General features: G+C 66.7%; 16 protein-coding genes. 12 read left to right on the top strand and 4 right to left on the bottom strand.

Translation table 11 applies throughout. The features are described 5' to 3' along the window. Window positions 1-80 precede the first annotated feature (80 nt). The 4 genes from ACSFB7_RS23965 (at window position 81) to ACSFB7_RS23950 (ending at window position 3,155) form a co-directional block, all read left to right on the top strand. The gene (locus ACSFB7_RS23965) at window positions 81-1,016 is read left to right on the top strand and encodes an SDR family NAD(P)-dependent oxidoreductase (RefSeq protein WP_435474607.1); all 936 of its coding nucleotides are present in this window, start codon (window positions 81-83) and stop codon (window positions 1,014-1,016) included. Between the two features lie 102 nt (window positions 1,017-1,118). Next, window positions 1,119-1,547, top strand: a complete 429-nt coding sequence (locus ACSFB7_RS23960) for a nuclear transport factor 2 family protein (RefSeq protein WP_435474605.1) — start codon at window positions 1,119-1,121, stop codon at window positions 1,545-1,547. Continuing rightward, complete coding sequence (locus tag ACSFB7_RS23955) at window positions 1,534-2,016, top strand: MerR family transcriptional regulator (RefSeq protein WP_435474735.1); 483 nt, start codon at window positions 1,534-1,536, stop codon at window positions 2,014-2,016. The genes ACSFB7_RS23960 and ACSFB7_RS23955 overlap by 14 nt, the downstream gene beginning before the upstream one ends. Further along, window positions 2,013-3,155: an alpha/beta hydrolase gene (locus ACSFB7_RS23950; RefSeq protein WP_435474603.1), complete on the top strand. Its 1,143-nt coding sequence runs from the start codon at window positions 2,013-2,015 to the stop codon at window positions 3,153-3,155. Before ACSFB7_RS23955 ends, ACSFB7_RS23950 begins: the two co-directional genes overlap by 4 nt. Here the strand turns inward: ACSFB7_RS23950 and ACSFB7_RS23945 are convergent. Beyond that, entirely contained in the window at window positions 3,142-3,501 is a 360-nt protein-coding gene (locus ACSFB7_RS23945; RefSeq protein ID WP_435474601.1) for an HPF/RaiA family ribosome-associated protein, read from the bottom strand. The two genes, ACSFB7_RS23950 and ACSFB7_RS23945, sit on opposite strands and share 14 nt — an antisense overlap. A 117-nt stretch (window positions 3,502-3,618) precedes the next feature. Then, window positions 3,619-4,047 carry a CBS domain-containing protein gene (locus tag ACSFB7_RS23940; RefSeq protein WP_435474599.1) on the bottom strand — a complete coding sequence of 143 codons (429 nt, stop codon included), beginning with the start codon at window positions 4,045-4,047 and terminating at the stop codon, window positions 3,619-3,621. A gap of 425 nt (window positions 4,048-4,472) precedes the next feature. On the opposite strand from ACSFB7_RS23940, the gene ylqF reads away from it, so the two are divergent. Continuing rightward, a complete protein-coding gene (gene ylqF / locus ACSFB7_RS23935) occupies window positions 4,473-5,450 on the top strand; it encodes a ribosome biogenesis GTPase YlqF (RefSeq protein ID WP_435474597.1) in 978 nt (325 codons plus the stop codon). Beyond that, window positions 5,450-5,917 carry a hypothetical protein gene (locus tag ACSFB7_RS23930; RefSeq protein WP_435474595.1) on the top strand — a complete coding sequence of 156 codons (468 nt, stop codon included), beginning with the start codon at window positions 5,450-5,452 and terminating at the stop codon, window positions 5,915-5,917. Before ylqF ends, ACSFB7_RS23930 begins: the two co-directional genes overlap by 1 nt. A 21-nt stretch (window positions 5,918-5,938) precedes the next feature. Here the strand turns inward: ACSFB7_RS23930 and ACSFB7_RS23925 are convergent, their stop codons facing one another. Further along, the gene (locus ACSFB7_RS23925) at window positions 5,939-6,778 is read right to left on the bottom strand and encodes a hypothetical protein (RefSeq protein ID WP_435474594.1); all 840 of its coding nucleotides are present in this window, start codon (window positions 6,776-6,778) and stop codon (window positions 5,939-5,941) included. Between the two features lie 184 nt (window positions 6,779-6,962). On the opposite strand from ACSFB7_RS23925, the gene ACSFB7_RS23920 reads away from it, so the two are divergent. The 6 genes from ACSFB7_RS23920 to ACSFB7_RS23895 all read left to right on the top strand — a co-directional run bounded on the left by ACSFB7_RS23920 (window position 6,963) and on the right by ACSFB7_RS23895 (window position 14,069). Further along, window positions 6,963-7,421 (top strand): Fur family transcriptional regulator, encoded by a 459-nt coding sequence (locus tag ACSFB7_RS23920; protein ID WP_435474592.1) that lies wholly within the window; start codon window positions 6,963-6,965, stop codon window positions 7,419-7,421. Between the two features lie 112 nt (window positions 7,422-7,533). Then, the gene (gene ykgO / locus ACSFB7_RS23915) at window positions 7,534-7,683 is read left to right on the top strand and encodes a type B 50S ribosomal protein L36 (protein ID WP_013542562.1); all 150 of its coding nucleotides are present in this window, start codon (window positions 7,534-7,536) and stop codon (window positions 7,681-7,683) included. Between the two features lie 180 nt (window positions 7,684-7,863). Further along, window positions 7,864-8,571: an ABC transporter ATP-binding protein gene (locus ACSFB7_RS23910; RefSeq protein ID WP_435474589.1), complete on the top strand. Its 708-nt coding sequence runs from the start codon at window positions 7,864-7,866 to the stop codon at window positions 8,569-8,571. Window positions 8,572-8,935: 364 nt separating this feature from the next. Beyond that, a complete protein-coding gene (locus tag ACSFB7_RS23905) occupies window positions 8,936-10,336 on the top strand; it encodes a DUF3526 domain-containing protein (protein WP_435474588.1) in 1,401 nt (466 codons plus the stop codon). A gap of 14 nt (window positions 10,337-10,350) precedes the next feature. After that, window positions 10,351-11,844, top strand: a complete 1,494-nt coding sequence (locus ACSFB7_RS23900; RefSeq protein WP_435474586.1) for an ABC transporter permease subunit — start codon at window positions 10,351-10,353, stop codon at window positions 11,842-11,844. A gap of 41 nt (window positions 11,845-11,885) precedes the next feature. After that, the gene (locus ACSFB7_RS23895; RefSeq protein WP_435474584.1) at window positions 11,886-14,069 is read left to right on the top strand and encodes a TonB-dependent receptor; all 2,184 of its coding nucleotides are present in this window, start codon (window positions 11,886-11,888) and stop codon (window positions 14,067-14,069) included. Window positions 14,070-14,387: 318 nt separating this feature from the next. Here the strand turns inward: ACSFB7_RS23895 and ACSFB7_RS23890 are convergent, their stop codons facing one another. Continuing rightward, window positions 14,388-16,025, bottom strand: a complete 1,638-nt coding sequence (locus tag ACSFB7_RS23890) for a DUF4139 domain-containing protein (RefSeq protein ID WP_435474582.1) — start codon at window positions 16,023-16,025, stop codon at window positions 14,388-14,390. Between the last annotated feature and the right edge of the window lie 142 nt (window positions 16,026-16,167).

Below are 16,167 nucleotides of genomic sequence, written 5' to 3'. Positions count from 1 at the left end.
CTTTCTGGGGTAAAACGCCACGCTGCCGCACAGCGGCAACCGAATACCGGCAACTCTCCAATGAAAGCGACAGAGACACCATGAGCAGCAGCAACAGCAGCATTGACTTCAAGGGCCGTGTGGCCATCGTGACCGGCGCGGGCGGCGGCCTGGGCCGCCAGCATGCGCTGGCCCTGGCGGCACGCGGCGCCAAGGTGGTGGTCAACGATCTGGGCGGCGCGCGCGACGGCTCCGGCGGCTCGGTGAGCGCTGCCCAGGCGGTGGTCGACGAGATCAAGGCCGCCGGCGGCGAAGCCATTGCCAATGGCGCATCGGTCACCGATTTCGTGGCCGTGCAGGCCATGGTCAAGCAGGCGGTGGATGCCTGGGGCCGCGTCGACATCCTGATCAACAACGCCGGCATCCTGCGCGACAAGAGCTTCGCCAAGATGGAAGTGGCCGACTTTCAACTCGTGGTCGATGTGCACCTGATGGGCGCCGTGAACTGCACCAAGGCCGTCTGGGCGCTCATGAACGAGCAGAAGTACGGCCGCATCGTGATGACCACCTCGTCCACCGGCCTGTACGGCAACTTCGGCCAGAGCAACTACGGCGCGGCCAAGCTGGCGCTGGTGGGCCTGATGCAGACGCTGAGCATCGAAGGCGCCAAGAACGACATCCGCGTGAACTGCCTGGCGCCCACCGCCGCGACCCGCATGACCGAGGACCTGTTCCCCAAGGACATGCTCGAAGCCTTCCGGCCCGAGGCCGTGGTGCCCGCCATGCTGGTGCTGGCCTCGCAGGACGCGCCCAACCGCACGGTGCTGTGCGCCGGTGCCGGCGTGTTCGAAGCCGCCCACATCACGCTGACGCAAGGCGCGTGGCTCGGCATCGGCCCCGACGTGCCCGAGCAACTGGCCGAACGGCTGGCCGAAGTGACTTCGCGCGATGGCGAAGCCGTGCCGCAGAGCGGCGCCGCGCAAGGCGGCAACGAGGTCGCCAAGGCGAAGGCCGGCGCGGGCGCTCTCAAAGGCTGAGCGCGCCAGGCCGTTCATGGCGCTTGACCTCGAGTGCACTCGAGCATTTCCAATGAATTTGCCGGGCATTCCGGTTCAATCATTCATCGAGGAAATCACGCCATGAACACCACCGTCGACAACAAGGCCCTGGTCCAGCGCATCCATGCCGAGCTGGACAAGGGCAACGGCCAGGTCTTCGTCGACAGCCTGGCGGAAGACGCCCGCTGGACACTGGAAGGCAGCACGCCGTGGTCGCGCACCTATGCGGGCAAGAAGGCGATTCGCGAAGAGCTGCTGAAGCCGCTCTTCGCGCAATTCGCGGGGCCCTACGTGAGCAAGACCGAGCGCATCATTGCCGAGGACGACCGCGTGGTGGTGCTCTTCAGCGGCGACGTGCCCACCAAGGCCGGCAAGCGCTACAACAACCGCTACTGCTACATCTACCGACTCGAAGGAGGCCAGGTGAAAGAGCTGACGGAGTACTTCGATACCGCACTGGTGCAGGAGGCGCTCGATGCGCCTTCGGCCGTTGCCCATGCCGGCCAGTGAGGCGGTCGCCGCACCGGTGGCGGCCAAGGGCACGCCCTTTCACATCGGCGAGCTGGCCACGCGCACTGGCCGCACGGTGCACGCCATCCGCTGGTACGAGACGCAGGGCCTGGTGCCCGGCGTGGCGCGCGACGACGGCGGCCGGCGCCTCTATGGCGAGCTGCACGTGGGCTGGCTCGACCTGATGGAGCGGTTGCGGCGCACCGGCATGTCGATCGCCGAGATGCGCGAATACACCGCGCTGGCGGTGCAGGGCAAGGTCACGCTGCGCGAGCGGCGTAATTTGCTCGCGGCGCACCGCACGCGCGTGACCGAGACCATCGCCGAGTGGAAGAGGGCGCTGTCGCTGGTCGACCGCAAGATCGATTTCTACGACGAATGGATGGCAAGCGGCCACCGGCCGCCGCTCATTCCCGTCGAGACGCCCAGCCTCAAGCCGCCGAACAAACGCAAGGGGAAAGCCCGATGACTGACACCACCCTCGCTCCCTTGCCGCTGCCTGCGGGCATCCGTTCGCGCCAGGTCGACAATGGCAATGGCCTGTCGGTGCATCTGCTCGAAGCGGGTTTCGAGACGCCGGGCCGGCCCTGCGTGTTGCTGCTTCACGGCTTTCCGGAGCTGGCCTATAGCTGGCGCAAGGTGATGCTGCCGCTGGCCGAGGCGGGCTACCACGTGATCGCGCCCGACCAGCGCGGTTACGGCCGCACCACCGGCTGGCAGCAGGGCTACGACGCGGGGCTGGATGAATTCCGCCTGCTCAACCTCGTGCGCGATGCACTTGGGCTGGTGGCTGCGCTGGGCCATGACTCGGTGGCGGCCGTGGTTGGGCATGACTTCGGTTCGCCCGTGGCGGCGTGGTGCGCATTGACACGGCCCGATGTGTTTCGCTCGCTCGTGCTGATGAGTGCGCCCTTCGGCGGTCCGCCGCCCGCTGCGACGGCGGGGCTCGCCGAGGCCACGCGGCAGTTGCTCGACGGCCTTGCCGCGCTGCAGCCGCCGCGCCAGCACTACCAGTGGTACTACTCGACGCGAGAGGCCAACGACCACATGCAGCACGCGCCGCAAGGCCTGCACGCTTTCCTGCGCGCCTACTACCACCACAAGAGCGCCGACTGGCCGCAGAACCAGCCGTTCAGGCTCGCTGCGATGAGCGCCGTCGAGTTGGCCCGCCTGCCGAGCTATTACGTGATGCGCGCCGACCAGACGATGGCCGAGACCGTGGCCGAAGAAATGCCGTCACCCGAGATCGCCGCCTGCCGTTGGCTATCCGATGACGAACTCGCCACCTACGCCGCCGAATACGCGCGCACCGGCTTCCAGGGCGGACTGCAGTGGTATCGCTGCGGCACCAGCGGTCGCTTCATCGCCGAGATGCAGGCCTGGGCGGGCCACACGATCGACGTGCCCTCGTGCTTCATTGCGGGTCGCAGCGATTGGGGCATCTACCAGAAGCCCGGAGATTTCGAGGCGATGCAAGCGTCGGCCTGCATGCGGATGCGCGACGTGCACCTCATCGAAGGCGCAGGCCACTGGGTACAGCAGGAGCAGCCCGGCGAGGTGAGCCGCCTGCTGCTTCGCTTTCTGCGGGAAAGCGCTACTCGGCCGTAAAGCTCGTGTCCTTGCGGATCGAGTCGCGGTCGCGGTGGTTGTTCAGGCGGCCCAGCGTGCTGTCGAGCAGGCGCTTGAGCTTGTCGGCCGCGCCGCGGAAGGCCTCGTCGAGCGAGTTGGCGTGCTGCGTCACGGCCAGCGGCTTGTGGTGTGCAAGGCGGGCTTCCATCACGCAGCGCTTGTCGCCGCCGCCGGCCTTGTCGTGGTTCTCGTCGCTCAGATGCACCTCGACGCGCGTCACGTCTTCGACGAAGCGGCTCAGGTGTTGCTTGATCTCCGTGTCGGCCCAGCGTTCCAGCGTGTCCTTGTTCTCGATACCGTTGCTCGTGTTGACCTGAATCTGCATGCAATGTCCCTGCTGGATGGATGAACGAGTGCCCACTGTGCGCCCTGAAGCGCCCCGTGTCCGTAGGCCTTTTACCTACCCACGAGCCGGGCAGGGTCCGCAATTCGTTTTGCTTGCTCAGCTCTGGATGTACGTGGTCAACTGTTCGATGGTCGCCTCGTGGTCCGAGATGATGTCGTCCATCAAGTCCTGGATGGAGATCATGCCCACCACCTTGTCGCCGTCCACCACCGGCAGGTGGCGGAACTTGCGCTGGCTCATCAGCGTCATGCAGGCGCGCGTGCGGGTCTGCGGGGTGACGGTCATCACGTCGGGCGTCATGATCTCGGAGACCTTCATCTCCTTCGAATTCTTGCCTTGCAGCGCCACCTTGCGGGTGTAGTCGCGCTCGGAAAGAAAGCCGACGAGCTTCTCGCCGTCCATCACCATCAGCGCGCCCACCTCGAAGTGGGCCAGCGTGGCCAGCGCGTCGAACACGCTGGTGTCGGGCGAGGTGCGCCAGGCCGCGGAATCATGACGCTTGAGCAGTTCGGAGACGGGTTTCATCGCGGTAACTCCATGAATAAAGTTTCGATTCACACCGACGCTCATGCGCCGCACTCGGACAAATGATAGGGGTGCAATGGCCCCTCGCAATGCAAAACCCTCTAGGGGATTGCGCGTGTGCGCCGCGCGAGAACTTAAGGCTGAGCCGTCGATGCGGCCCGCACGCGTGCGGCGTGGCCGAGGCCGAGCCAACGCAAGCCATGCGAGCCGATGCGCGCCGGCGTGCCCATCGCCACGACGTGCATGCCCGGGCGCGCCGCAGCGCGGAAATTCCAGGATCGACCGTCCCCGCAATGAAGGCAGAATGGCCGCCTCCAGCTATCGAAAAGATAGCGGCAAGCTGCCGTTCAGGTTCGCGGGCCACAATCCTCACCCGGCCTTCGGCCAACCCCTTCCAGACAGCGCGAAAGAAAGAGCACCCACCGATGGCGATCCAGTGGTTCCCCGGGCACATGTACACGACCCAGAAGGCCATCACCGAGCGGGTGAAGGACATCGACGTGGTCATCGAACTGCTCGACGCGCGCCTGCCCGGCTCCAGCGCCAACCCGATGCTGGCCGAGCTCACGGCCGGCCGGCCCACGCTCAAGGTGCTCAACAAGCAGGACCTGGCCGACCCGGCGCGCACGCTGCTCTGGCTCGCGCACTACAACGCGCTGCCCGACACGCGCGCCATCGGCCTCGATGCGAGCCAGACCATGCCCGCGCAGCAGATCGTGCGCGCCTGCCACGAGCTTTCGCCCCGGCGCGGCGGCATGGCCAAGCCGATGCGCGTGCTGATCTGCGGCATTCCCAACGTGGGCAAGTCGACCCTCATCAACACCCTCACCGGCGGGCGCAAGGCCAAGACCGGCGACGAGGCCGGCATCACCAAGCTCGAACAGCGCATCACGCTGGCCGACGACTTCTACCTGTGGGACACGCCCGGCATGCTGTGGCCGCGCATCGTGGTGCCCAAGAGCGGCTACAACCTCGCGGCCAGCGGCGCGATCGGCCGCAATGCCTTCGACGAGGAAGAAGTGGCGCTCGAGCTGCTGAACTACCTCAAGACCCATTACGCGGCGGGTGTGGCATCGCGCTTCAAGCTGGTGGAACTCGACGACGCCACCATGGCCGAGATGAAGGACGAGGCGCTGCTCGACACCATCGGCCGCAAGCGCGGCGCGCTGCTGGGCAAGGGCAAGGTCAATCTGCAGAAGGCGGCCGAGATCGTGATGCACGAGTTCCGCGCCGGCAACTTCGGACGCGTCACGCTCGAAACGCCGCAGGAGTTCTTGCAGTGGCTGGCCGAAGGCCAGCGCATCGACGCCGAGCGCGCCGCGAAGAAGGCGGCGCGCGGCAAGAAGGGCAAGCAGAAGCCCGAGGATGCGCCTGAGTCCAAGCCGGAAGGCGACGGCGCCTGATGCCCAGCGTCTTCTTCCGCAAGGGCGGCCTGGACACCGACTCGGAAGACCATCCGGGGCTGGTGAGCGTTGCGGCCTACGTGCGGCAGATGAGCGCGCAGGAACACGAGCGCAAGCCCACCGATGCCGAAGGCTTCCTGCGCGAGCTGGACGCCTTGCCGTGGAGCGACGTGATGGCCGCCTGGCTGGTGCGGCAGGAAGGCCCGCTGCCCGCGCTGGTCTTGTGCGCCGACGACATCAAGGTGCAGTTGGGTGTCGGCGGCGTCTTTCACGAGCAGTTGCACTACTACCAGTTCTTCTTCAGCCGGGAAATGAAGAAGGGCTGGTTCTCGAAGGAAACGCAGTTGATCAGCTTCGAGATCCACGAGCGCGCGGACGTGGACGGCATCGTGCGGTCATTCGTGCAGGGCGACTACGACGCGCTGGCCAGCGAAGCCCGGCGCATCGGCCAGAACCTGGTCGAGTAGGCCGGTCAAGGCGAACCCGGCTCAGTCCAGTGCGAACAGCCCTGCAGCCGCTTCGCTGAGCGCCGCCAGCCGGTGCGAATCCGGCGTCGGCCCCGCAGCCTTCAGCGCGCGCTGGTACATCGCGATGCGCGTGGCCGATACCGGCCGGCACAGCGGCCGGCTCAGGTGCAGCGAAAAGCGCCGGTCGGGCACCACATAGCGTCCCGGGTTCAGTCGCGCGAAGCGGATGTAGGCCTGCAGCGCAAAGAGCATGTCGGCGTGCAATGCGTCCATGCGCTTTTCGGCGTCCTTGCCGATCTGCGCCAGGCCCTTGGCGTCCTTCGTCACGGGCACGCCGAGGATGTCGGCCATGTCGATCTCGAAATGCGTGAAGTCGCCATACGGGCGTTTGCAGTCGATCAGGAAGGTCTGCCAGTTCGCCCGCTGCAGCAGGCGGATGTGCTCGTCCTTCACGTCGAAGCTCGTGCGCTTCTCGAACGGCGGCAAGAAGGTGTAGTGCCCCGCCGCGAAGCTCGCATGCAGGAAGAAGGCGGACGCCACGTTCACGAAGCGGTCGAAGGCCGGCGACTGGCCGCCGTCGAGCAGGTCGCCGAACTGTTCGAGCGACATGTCGGCGGGCACGATGGCGGGGGCGCCGGATTCGCAGTTGATCCACTCGGCCCGGCTGCGGCGGAACGTGTCGATGTCATCCTGCGTGATCTCCAGGCTGCCCGGGCCGGGCGGCTCCGGCGGGGCGGCGGTGGCGGTTGCGGTTGCGGTTGCGGGCGCGCTCTTCTGCCCGCAGCCGGCGGCGGCGAGCAGGGCAGAGGCGGCGCTTGCGGCCGACAGGGCCAGGACGCCCCGTCGATGGATCCAACTCACGATTTTTTCTCCCAGGGAAAACGTTTCGGCCCCCGAGGATGCCACGCCGGCCTGACGCGTGACTGAAGGCCCGGCGCAGGCGCGCCGGCAGCCGCATGCGCGAAGGCCTCGATCAAGGACGCCGAAGGCAAGGTCGTTCGCACCATCGGCTGAAGCAAAACAGCCCGCCAACTATCATCGAAACATGCAACGACTCACGCGCCAGCGCAACGCAGTTTTCTCCGCCTTCAGCGACGCCGGTCGCGTGTTGACCGCTCCCCAGATCCTGGCGCATGCGCGCGAGATCGTTCCCGAAATCAGCCTGTCGACGGTGTACCGGCAGGTGTCGCTGCTGCTGGCGGACGGCGAGATCGCCAAGGTCGAACTGCCGGGCGAACCGGCGCGCTACGAAGTGGCGTGCAAGCCCGACGCGCATCGCCATTCGCATCACGACGGCGAAGAGACCGATCATCACCATCACTACTTTCATTGCGCGGGCTGTGGGCAGGTCTTTCTGCTGCACGCCTGCCCGGGGCCGATGGACGACCTCGTGCCCAAGGGCTTCCAGGTGCGAAGCCACGAAGTGACCTTGCACGGGCTGTGCGCGTCCTGCGCGAATACGGGCAAAGGCGACAGCAAGGCACGCGCACCGAAGGCGCATTGACGCACCGCCGCCGGCTGCATGGCCGGGTAGGGTGGCGGTCAGGTTCTCAATGCTATTGAGAATGAATTCCCAATAACGTATAGTCGCGGGTCTTCGTCCTCATGGCCTACCTATGCAAGTCCTGTCCTCCCTCAAAGAAGCAAAGAAGCGCCACCGCGATTGCCAGGTGGTGACGCGGCGCGGCCGCACCTACGTCATCTGCAAGTCCAACCCACGCTTCAAGGCCAGGCAGGGCGGCGCGAAAAACAAGAACAAGCGCTGATCGCAGCCTGAAGGGCGCGGCGCGCCGATGCGCCGCCGCGGCCCCTTCCGGCGAATCCTGCTTTTTGTTTTCGCGCGCTGGCGGTCCTCGCCAGCTTCAAGACCACCACTGAATTCACGCATCGGCGCACCCGTGCCGGGGCTGGCCTGCGCGCGTCTTTTTCAAAACCGGAACCTCTTCATGCTCCGAGCCATCGGCCTCACCAAACAGTACGGAACGCACACCGCACTCGATCGTCTCGACCTCGATATCCGCGCCGGCGACATCTACTGCCTGCTGGGCGCGAACGGTGCCGGCAAGACGACGACGATCAACCTGTTCCTGAACTTCATTGCGCCGACCGCCGGCACGGTGGAGATCAACGGCATCGACGTCACGCGCCATCCGGTCGCCACCAAGCAGTACGTGGCCTACATCCCCGAGCAGGTCACGCTGTACGGCACGTTGTCGGGGCTGGAGAACCTGCGCTTCTTCGCCGGACTGGCGTTGGGCCGCGAGCTGCCGCGCAGCCGGTTGCTTGAGTTGATGACGGAGGTGGGGCTCGACCATGCGGCGGCGGACAAGCGTGTATCCGCCTATTCAAAGGGCATGCGCCAGAAGGTGTGGATCGCCGTGGCGCTGGCCAAGCAGGCGAAGGCGCTGCTGCTCGACGAGCCCACTTCGGGACTCGACCCGCAAGCGGCCAGCGAGTTCTCGGGCCTGCTGAGGCGCGCCGCCGACAACGGCGTGGCTGTGCTCACTACTACGCACGACCTGTTCCATGCGCAGCAGACGGCCACGCGGGTAGGGATCATGAAGCGCGGGCAGCTTGTTGAGAGCCTGAACGGCGAGGCGCAGATTGCGCGTACCGATCTGCAGTCGCTCTACCTCCAGCACATGAAGGCATAGATGACGCTTTCTCTTTGCATGTCTTGTGTTGGTGGGCGCTGCTGCTGTTCAGGGCGACGCTCCCGCCGACACGGTGCTCTTTTTCGCGAATGTCCCCCGCTTCGCTCCTCCTTTATTTCGCGAAAAAGAGCACCGTATCGACGTGAGCGCTCAGAGCGGTTGTTGATCGGCGATCACCAGCAGCGTGTCCCTGTGCGAATGACACCAGGTGCTCCCCGCAGCGAAATAAAGGAGGAGCGAAGCGGGGGACATTCGCGGAGGGGAGCTCCTGGTGTCATTCGCACCCGCCCCGAACAACAGCGCTTCAAAACCCACGCCTCAGAACAAAAGAACTTCGCAACACAACGCGAGATGGATCACTGATATGTCGCTGAACTGGATCGCAAGACGCGAATTCCTCGAACGCCTGCGCGACGGGCGCCTCTACTGGGCCGGCGGGCTGGTGCTCGTTCTGCTGCTCACCGCACTCGCAGTGGGCTGGGCACACCAGCGCGATGCGCGTGCCGAACAGCACGCTGCACAGGCCATGGACTACCGCGACTGGCTGCAACAAGACAAGCGCCATCCACACGACGCCGCACACCAGGGCATGCATGCCTTCAAGCCCGAAGCCGCGCTCGCCATGATGGACCCGGGCATCAACCCCTACATCGGCAGCACCGTGTGGCTGCAGGCGCATCGGCAGAGCGAAGTGAAGTTCAACGCCGCGCAGGATGCGACCGGCCTGCAGCGCTTCGGCAACCTGTCGGTCGGATGGATCCTGCAGGTGCTCGGGCCGCTGCTGGTGATCGTGCTCGGCTTCAACGCCTTCGCGGGCGAACGCGAGCAAGGCATCCTGCGCCAGACCCTGAGCCTGGGTGTTCCGCCGCTGCGCCTGCTGGGCGGCAAGGCGCTGGCACTGGTGGCTTCGCTGGCGGTGCTGCTGGTGCCCGCCGCAATCATCGCGGCCATCGCAGTGGCTGTCGGCGCGGGTCCGGGCGAGCGGCTCGACGCACTGCTGCGGCTGGCCGCATGGGCCTTCGGCTACGCCATCTACCTTGGCATCTTCGTGTTCCTGGTGCTGGGCGTGTCGGCGGCATCGTCCACCTCGCGCATGGCAATCACCGTGCTGCTCGCGCTGTGGATCGGTCAGGCGGTGATGGCGCCGCGCGTGCTGTCGGAGCTGTCGCGCGCGTGGTTTCCCAGCCCCACGCGGCTGGAGTTCGATCAGGCACTGAATGCCGAGCGCAAGGCCGTGTCCGACGAGGTCTGGCAGAAGAACTTCGGCACCACCGAGCGCTGGGGCCGCGACGTGCCGCTGTCCAAGTGGGGGCTGGCGCTGCAGCTCGACGACCAGTCGTCGTACGCCGTGTACGACCGCCACTACGGGCGCCTGTGGAACACCTGGGAGCGACAGCAGACGGTGCAGGAATGGAGCGGCCTGCTGCTGCCCATCCTCGCGATCCGCAGCTTCTCGATGGGCATGGCCGGCACCGACTTCGCGCACCACCGCAGCTTCACGACCGAGGCCGAGTTGCATCGCCGCGATATCCAGGACCTGATGAGCAAGGACCTCGTGGCGCATGCCGATCCGCTGGGCGACCGCCACTTTGCCTACCAGGCGCCGCACGAGCTGTGGGCCACCGTGCCGCCTTTCGACTACCACCCGCCAGGCGCGGCATGGGCGCTGCTGCACCAGGTGCGAAGCCTCGCCGTGCTGTGCGTGGCGCTGCTGCTGGCCGCCGCCTTCGCGGCCTTTGCCACCGTGCGCCAGCGCGCGTTGTGAGAGAGGCCGCGAGCATGACCATGACCATCCCTCTTCAATCTTCCCAGGGCCGGCGCCTGCTGGCCGTGATGCGCCAGGAATGCCGCCTGATGCTCGCCGAGCGCGGCCTCTGGATCGTCGGCGCGCTGTTCTTGCTGCTGGTGGCCTACGCCCTCGGCAACGGCCTGCTGCAGACCGCACACCGCGACCGCGCGCAGGCCGCCGTTGCGCAGGCCGACCGCGACACCCGCGCCGCACAGCGCGTGCAGCTCGAAGCCATCCTCGCGGGCACCGCACAACCCACGCCGTTCCAGAATCCGGCCGACCCGTCGCGCATGGCAAGCAGCTACGGCGGCCATCACGTGATCCTGCCGACCGCGCCGCTCGGGCCGGTGGCGCTGGGGCAGAGCGACCTGTTCCCGAGCCAGTACGAGGTCACGAACCAGAGCCGCGTGGTGTTCATGAACCCGAGCGACATCGAAAGCCCGTGGCACCTGATGAGCGGGCACTTCGACCTGGCCTTCGTCATCGTCTACCTGCTGCCGCTGCTGATCTTCGCGCTCAGCTACAACCTGCTGTCGGCGGAGCGCGAGAACGGCACGCTGCGCCTGCTGCTGTCGCAACCGCTGCGCCTGCGCACGCTGCTCGCGGGCAAGCTGTCGGTGCGCGCCGCCGTGCTGCTGGGGCCGGCGGTGCTGCTGCCGGTGGCGGTGTTGCTGATCGCGCGGCAGGTGGGCTGGGTCGATGCATCGGGTGACGTCGGCGGCGCCACGCTGTGGTGGGCGCTGCTGGTGGGCGCGTATGCGCTGTTCTGGTTTGCGCTGGTGGTGGCGGTCAATGCCTTCGGTGCCTCGTCGGCGACCAATGCGATGGTGCTGGTCATCGCGTGGGTGCTGCTGGTGCTGGTGGCACCGGTGCTGCTGAACCTTGCCGTGACGCAAGCCAGCCCCGCGCCTTCGCGCACCGAACTCGCCACGCGCCAGCGCGTGGTCACGGCCGAGGCGATGAAGCGGCACGCGGACCTGCTGAGCGCCGATTACCAGCACGTCGGCCGCGGTGTGATCCTCGTGCCGCGCGACGGCAAGATCGAAATTGCCGGCCGTGCGCTGGCCATGTACGCCATCGAACGCGAGGTCGACGAAGCCATTCGCCCCGAGCTGGACCGCTTCGATACGCAGCAGGCCCACCAGCAGGTGCTGTTGGGCCGCTTCGGCGTGGTGTCGCCAGCGGCGGTGGCCTACGAAGGCATGACCGCGCTGGCCGGCACCGGCGCGCGGCGCCATGCGCGCTTCGATGCGCAGACGGTGGCGTACCACGAGGCGTGGAAGGCTTTCTTCTTCCCGCGCATCGATGCACGCGATGCGCTGATGCCAGCAGATTTCGACCGCATTCCCGCCTTCGCATGGCAGGAAGAGCCCACCAGCCTCATGCGCCATCAGGCCGTACTGGCCGTGCTGCAACTGCTGCTGCCGAGCCTGCTGCTGTTCGGTGTGGCCGCGTGGCGGCTGCGCCGCTTCTCCGTCGCCTGAGTGTCCGTTCCGTTTTCCCTCCAGCCTTCAGAAGCAATCCAATGACCTCGTTCATCCGCACGGCCATGGCGGTGGCCGCCGCCACCGTCTTTCAGGCCTCCTACGCGCAGCAAGCCAACGCCGAGCTTGGCACCGTCACCATCGAAGGCAGCCGCGATGCCAACAGCCTGCACCTCGAAGAGTCGAGCGGCACCGCGTCGCGGCTCGGCCTGTCGGTGCGCGAGACGCCGGCTTCGGTAGAAATCCTGTCGCAGGACGCGATCCAGCAGCGCGGCGCGCGCACCTTCAGCGAAGCGCTGCGCGGCATGGCCGGCCTGTCGGGCGGCGGGCCGCCGTCGTCACCGACGACGCTGTCCACGCGCGGCTTCACGAGCATCATGTATCTGTACGACGGCGTTCGCAGCTCCGGCGCGGGCGTGGTCAACCGGGTGCAGGACACCTGGAACTACGACCGCATCGAAGTGCTGAAAGGCCCGGCCTCGGTGCTCGATGGCGAAGGCGCCATTGGCGGTGTCATCAACTTCGTGACCAAGCGGCCCGACCGCGACAACCCGCACAAGGAAGCCTTGCTGTCCTACGGCAGCTACGGCTCCACGCGCGCGGCCTTCGGCTTCGGCGGCAACCTCGGCGATGCCAGTGCCTACCGACTGGACTACAGCCGCAACGACACCAAGGTGGGCACCATCGATCGCAACGGCGAGCGCATCGACCACTTCACCAGCGGGCTGATGGTCGATTTCGGCGGCTCGGTCCGGCTGGACCTGGCCTTCGACTACCTGCGCGACAACAACCAGGCCTACTGGGGCACGCCGCTGGTGCCGCGCAGCTTTGCCACGCAACCCACCGGCGTGGCCAGCACGCCCGACGGCCGCGTGATCGACCGGCGCATGACGCACATCAACTACAACGTGCTCGACGACGACAACTCGTCCGAAACCTACTGGCTGCGCGCGCGCCTGACGGGGCAGCTCGGTGGTGGCTGGTCGTGGCGCAACGAGTTCTCGGCCAACAAGTCGAACCGCATGTTCCGCAACTCGGAGTTCGCGGCCTTCGAGCGGCCGGCGAACATCGGGCGCGACCAGACGATGATCACGCACGACCAGGACTTCTGGCTCAACCGCTTCGACGCCACCCACAAGGGCACGCTCGGCGGCATGGACAACCGGTTCGTGATCGGTGGCGAGTACAGCGAGACGCGCTTCGGCAGCCAGCGCCGTTTCTCGAACAGCAGCGCCAGCACCGCAAATGCGCTGCGGGTGTCGGTGTTCAACCCGTACGTGGGCCTGTTCGACGAGAACCCCGCACTCAGCGTGGGCGGTGGCAACCGCACCAACACGACGTCCAATGTGAAGGTCACGTCGGTCTTCATGGAAGACGCGCTCAAGCCGATCCGTAACCTCACGCTGGTCGGCGGCCTGCGCCACGACCGCTCCGAGGTCGAACGCAGCATCCTCGACCTGAACCTGGGCACGCTCAACCGCTTCGGCACCAGCTACCGCTCGACCTCGGGCCGGCTCGGCGCGGTGTACGACATCACACCGCAGTCGAGCATCTATGCGCAGTACACCAACGCCACGCTGCCGGTGAACTCGCTGTTCTTGCTGTCGGCGTCGAACGCGGCGTTTCCGATGTCGCGCGGCAAGCAGGCGGAGGTCGGCTTCAAGCAGAGCATTCCCGAAGCCAACCTGGAGTGGACGGCCGCGGTCTACAAGATCGAGCTGGACAACGTGCTCTCGCGCGATCCCAACAACGCCGCCAACACGGTGAACAACGGGCGCCAGTCTTCGCGCGGCATCGAGCTGTCGACCGTGTGGCGGCCGACCCGCGAATGGACGCTGGCGGGCAACCTCGCGGCGCTCGATGCGCGCTTCGACACCTTGATCGAGGCGGGTGGCGTCTCGCGCGTGGGCAACACGCCGCCGAACGTGCCTGAGCGCGTGGCCAATATCTTCGCGACCTACCGGCCCGACAACTCGAAGTTCGAGTACTTCATGTCGCTGAACCGCACTGGCCACATGTTCACGGACACCGCCAACCAGATTCGCATCAACGGCTACACGACCATGGATGCGGCGGTTAGCTATCGGCTGCAGAAGGCTCTGCTGACTTTCCGCGTGCGTAATCTGACCGACAAGCTCTACGCTAGCTGGGCTGGACGCGCTACCAGCCAGGTGCTGTTGGCGCCGCGTCGTACGTTTGAGCTGTCGGCCAAGTTCGACTTCTGAGTCTTTTTTGGTTTGGGCGCTGCTGCTGTTCAGGGCGACACTCACGCCGACACGGTGCTCTTTTTCGCGAATGTCCCCCGCTTCGCTCCTCCTTTATTTCGCGAAAAAGAGCCCCGTATCGGCGTGAGCGTTGGACAGAGCGGTGGTTGATCAGTGCAAACCAGCAGCGTGCCCCTGTGCGAATGACACCAGGTGCTCCCCGCAGCGAAATAAAGGAGGAGCGAAGCGGGGGACATTCGCGGAGGGGAGCTCCTGGTGTCATTCGCACTCGCCCTGAATGACCCCGCATCCCGCCCCACAAACCCCCGAAGCGCTGCTTCAGCGCATCTGCAGCCGCGCGTCCTTCGGATAGCTGACGGTGTAGTCGGCCGTCACGCGCGCAGTCTTGCCCGCGTCGAGATCGAAGCGCCACATCGTCAGGCCGGACTGCTTGTTCCACGCCAGCTCGGCAGGCTGAGGCGAGAACTTCGACGCCACGCGCACCTGCTCGTCGACCGACACCGGCGCCGCTTCGAGCACCTGCACCGCGATCGGCGTGCGATGACGGTTCTCGACCACGTAGGCGCGCTGCACCTTGCGCTCGGCACGCGAACCTGCAAAACCACCCGTGCCCTGGTTGTCGTTCTCGGGTTCGGCCTGCACCCGCACCAGCTCGTCGCGCCCGAAAGACAGCGTGAGGTTTGCGTCGCTCGGCGCAGTCCAACGGCCGCTGCCCACGAAATTGCCGTCGCGATAGAGCTGCATCGGGCCGGCCGGCCACACGCCCGTGGGTTGCGGGAGTTCGGCGACAAGGAACGCGCTGGCGTCCACGCGCGGGCTGGTACGCACCGCCAGCCTGGCCGTGTCTTCATGCTGGCCCAGTGCCATCGTCACGCGCTGCCCGTTGGAGGGCACGTCGATGCTCTGCGGCACCGCGAATTCGGTGGCGAAGCTGTTGTCGAACACGCTCACGTCGAACACCGGCTCGCGGCGATCCACGGTGATCTGCTTGGCGGCAAGCGGTGCCATGGCAGGCGCGGCAGGTGCCGCCATGTAGACCTCGTCGGCCTGCGCCGCCAGCTTGCGCGGCGGCGGCTCGATGCCGATGCGCCACGCGCCCGGCGTGCGGCCCGTGGTCTCGCGGCGCGGCTGGCCGGTGGACAGCACCAGCTTCACGCCACGCCAGTCTTCACCCGTGGACTGGGCCACCAGCGCCTGCCGCTCGATGCGCACCTTGCGCGTGTTGGTGTCGAGCAGCGCGCGGTAGGTGGGCGTCCAGCCGGGGCCGTTGACCTGGTAGCTGAGCTTGACGTCGGCGTCGGCACTGGCGGCCAGCGTCACGGTGACGGCCACCACCTGGCCGCCGTTGCCCTGCGAGCGCGTGCGCTCGGCCAGCAGCGGGTTGAGCTGGCGGTCGATGTCGGTCTGCTTGCGCTGGATCTGATGCTGCTTGAGCAGCGAGTCCTGCCCGGTGCGGCGCATCGCCTCGGTCATCGCGGCGAGGTTGCGCGCATCCATCGGGGCGCGAGCGCCCTGGGCCGATTCGCCGCTGCCGCCCGACAAACCCTTGAGGTAACCGGTGACCATGCCCAGCGCATCGGTCTCGGCCTGCAGCGCGGCCTTCTGGTCTTCCAGTTCGCGGATGCGGCCGTCGAGCGCGCTGGTCGAGCAGCGGGCCGACAGTTCGCGTGCCTCGCTGAGTACCGATGTTTCGCCGACGCGTACTGACGCGTCGGCCGACACCTGCAGGCTCTGCACGTCCAGCCCCGCGGGCAGGCAGGCGAAGGTGACCGAGCGGCTGCCGGCCGCAATGCGCGCGACGCGTTCCACCGTGGCGCTGCCGGGGTAGACCTTGACCTGGGTGATGCGCGAGCTGTCGGCTGCTGTGCCCGGCACCTGGGCGCTGGCGCTCAGGACCAGCCAGCCGGCGGCAACAACGGTGGCGCGCAGAAGAAGGGCGGAGGACGGTGCTTTCATGAAGGGCCTTCGGAGGAAGTGAATGGATTTGTCTCCACTCATACGGCCGGGCGCGCGGAACGGGGTTAAGGCAGGGTCAAAAAACTTTCGCCGGGGTGCGTGCGGCGCGCGGCGTTGCTGTCGCCAATGCAACCGCAACGGC

It is taken from the genome of Variovorax raffinosi (genome assembly GCF_051216615.1).
In the GTDB taxonomy this organism is placed as follows: Bacteria; Pseudomonadota; Gammaproteobacteria; order Burkholderiales; family Burkholderiaceae_C; genus Variovorax.
Note: the sequence above shows the minus strand (reverse complement) of the source record. Positions and strands in the feature narration are given on the sequence as shown.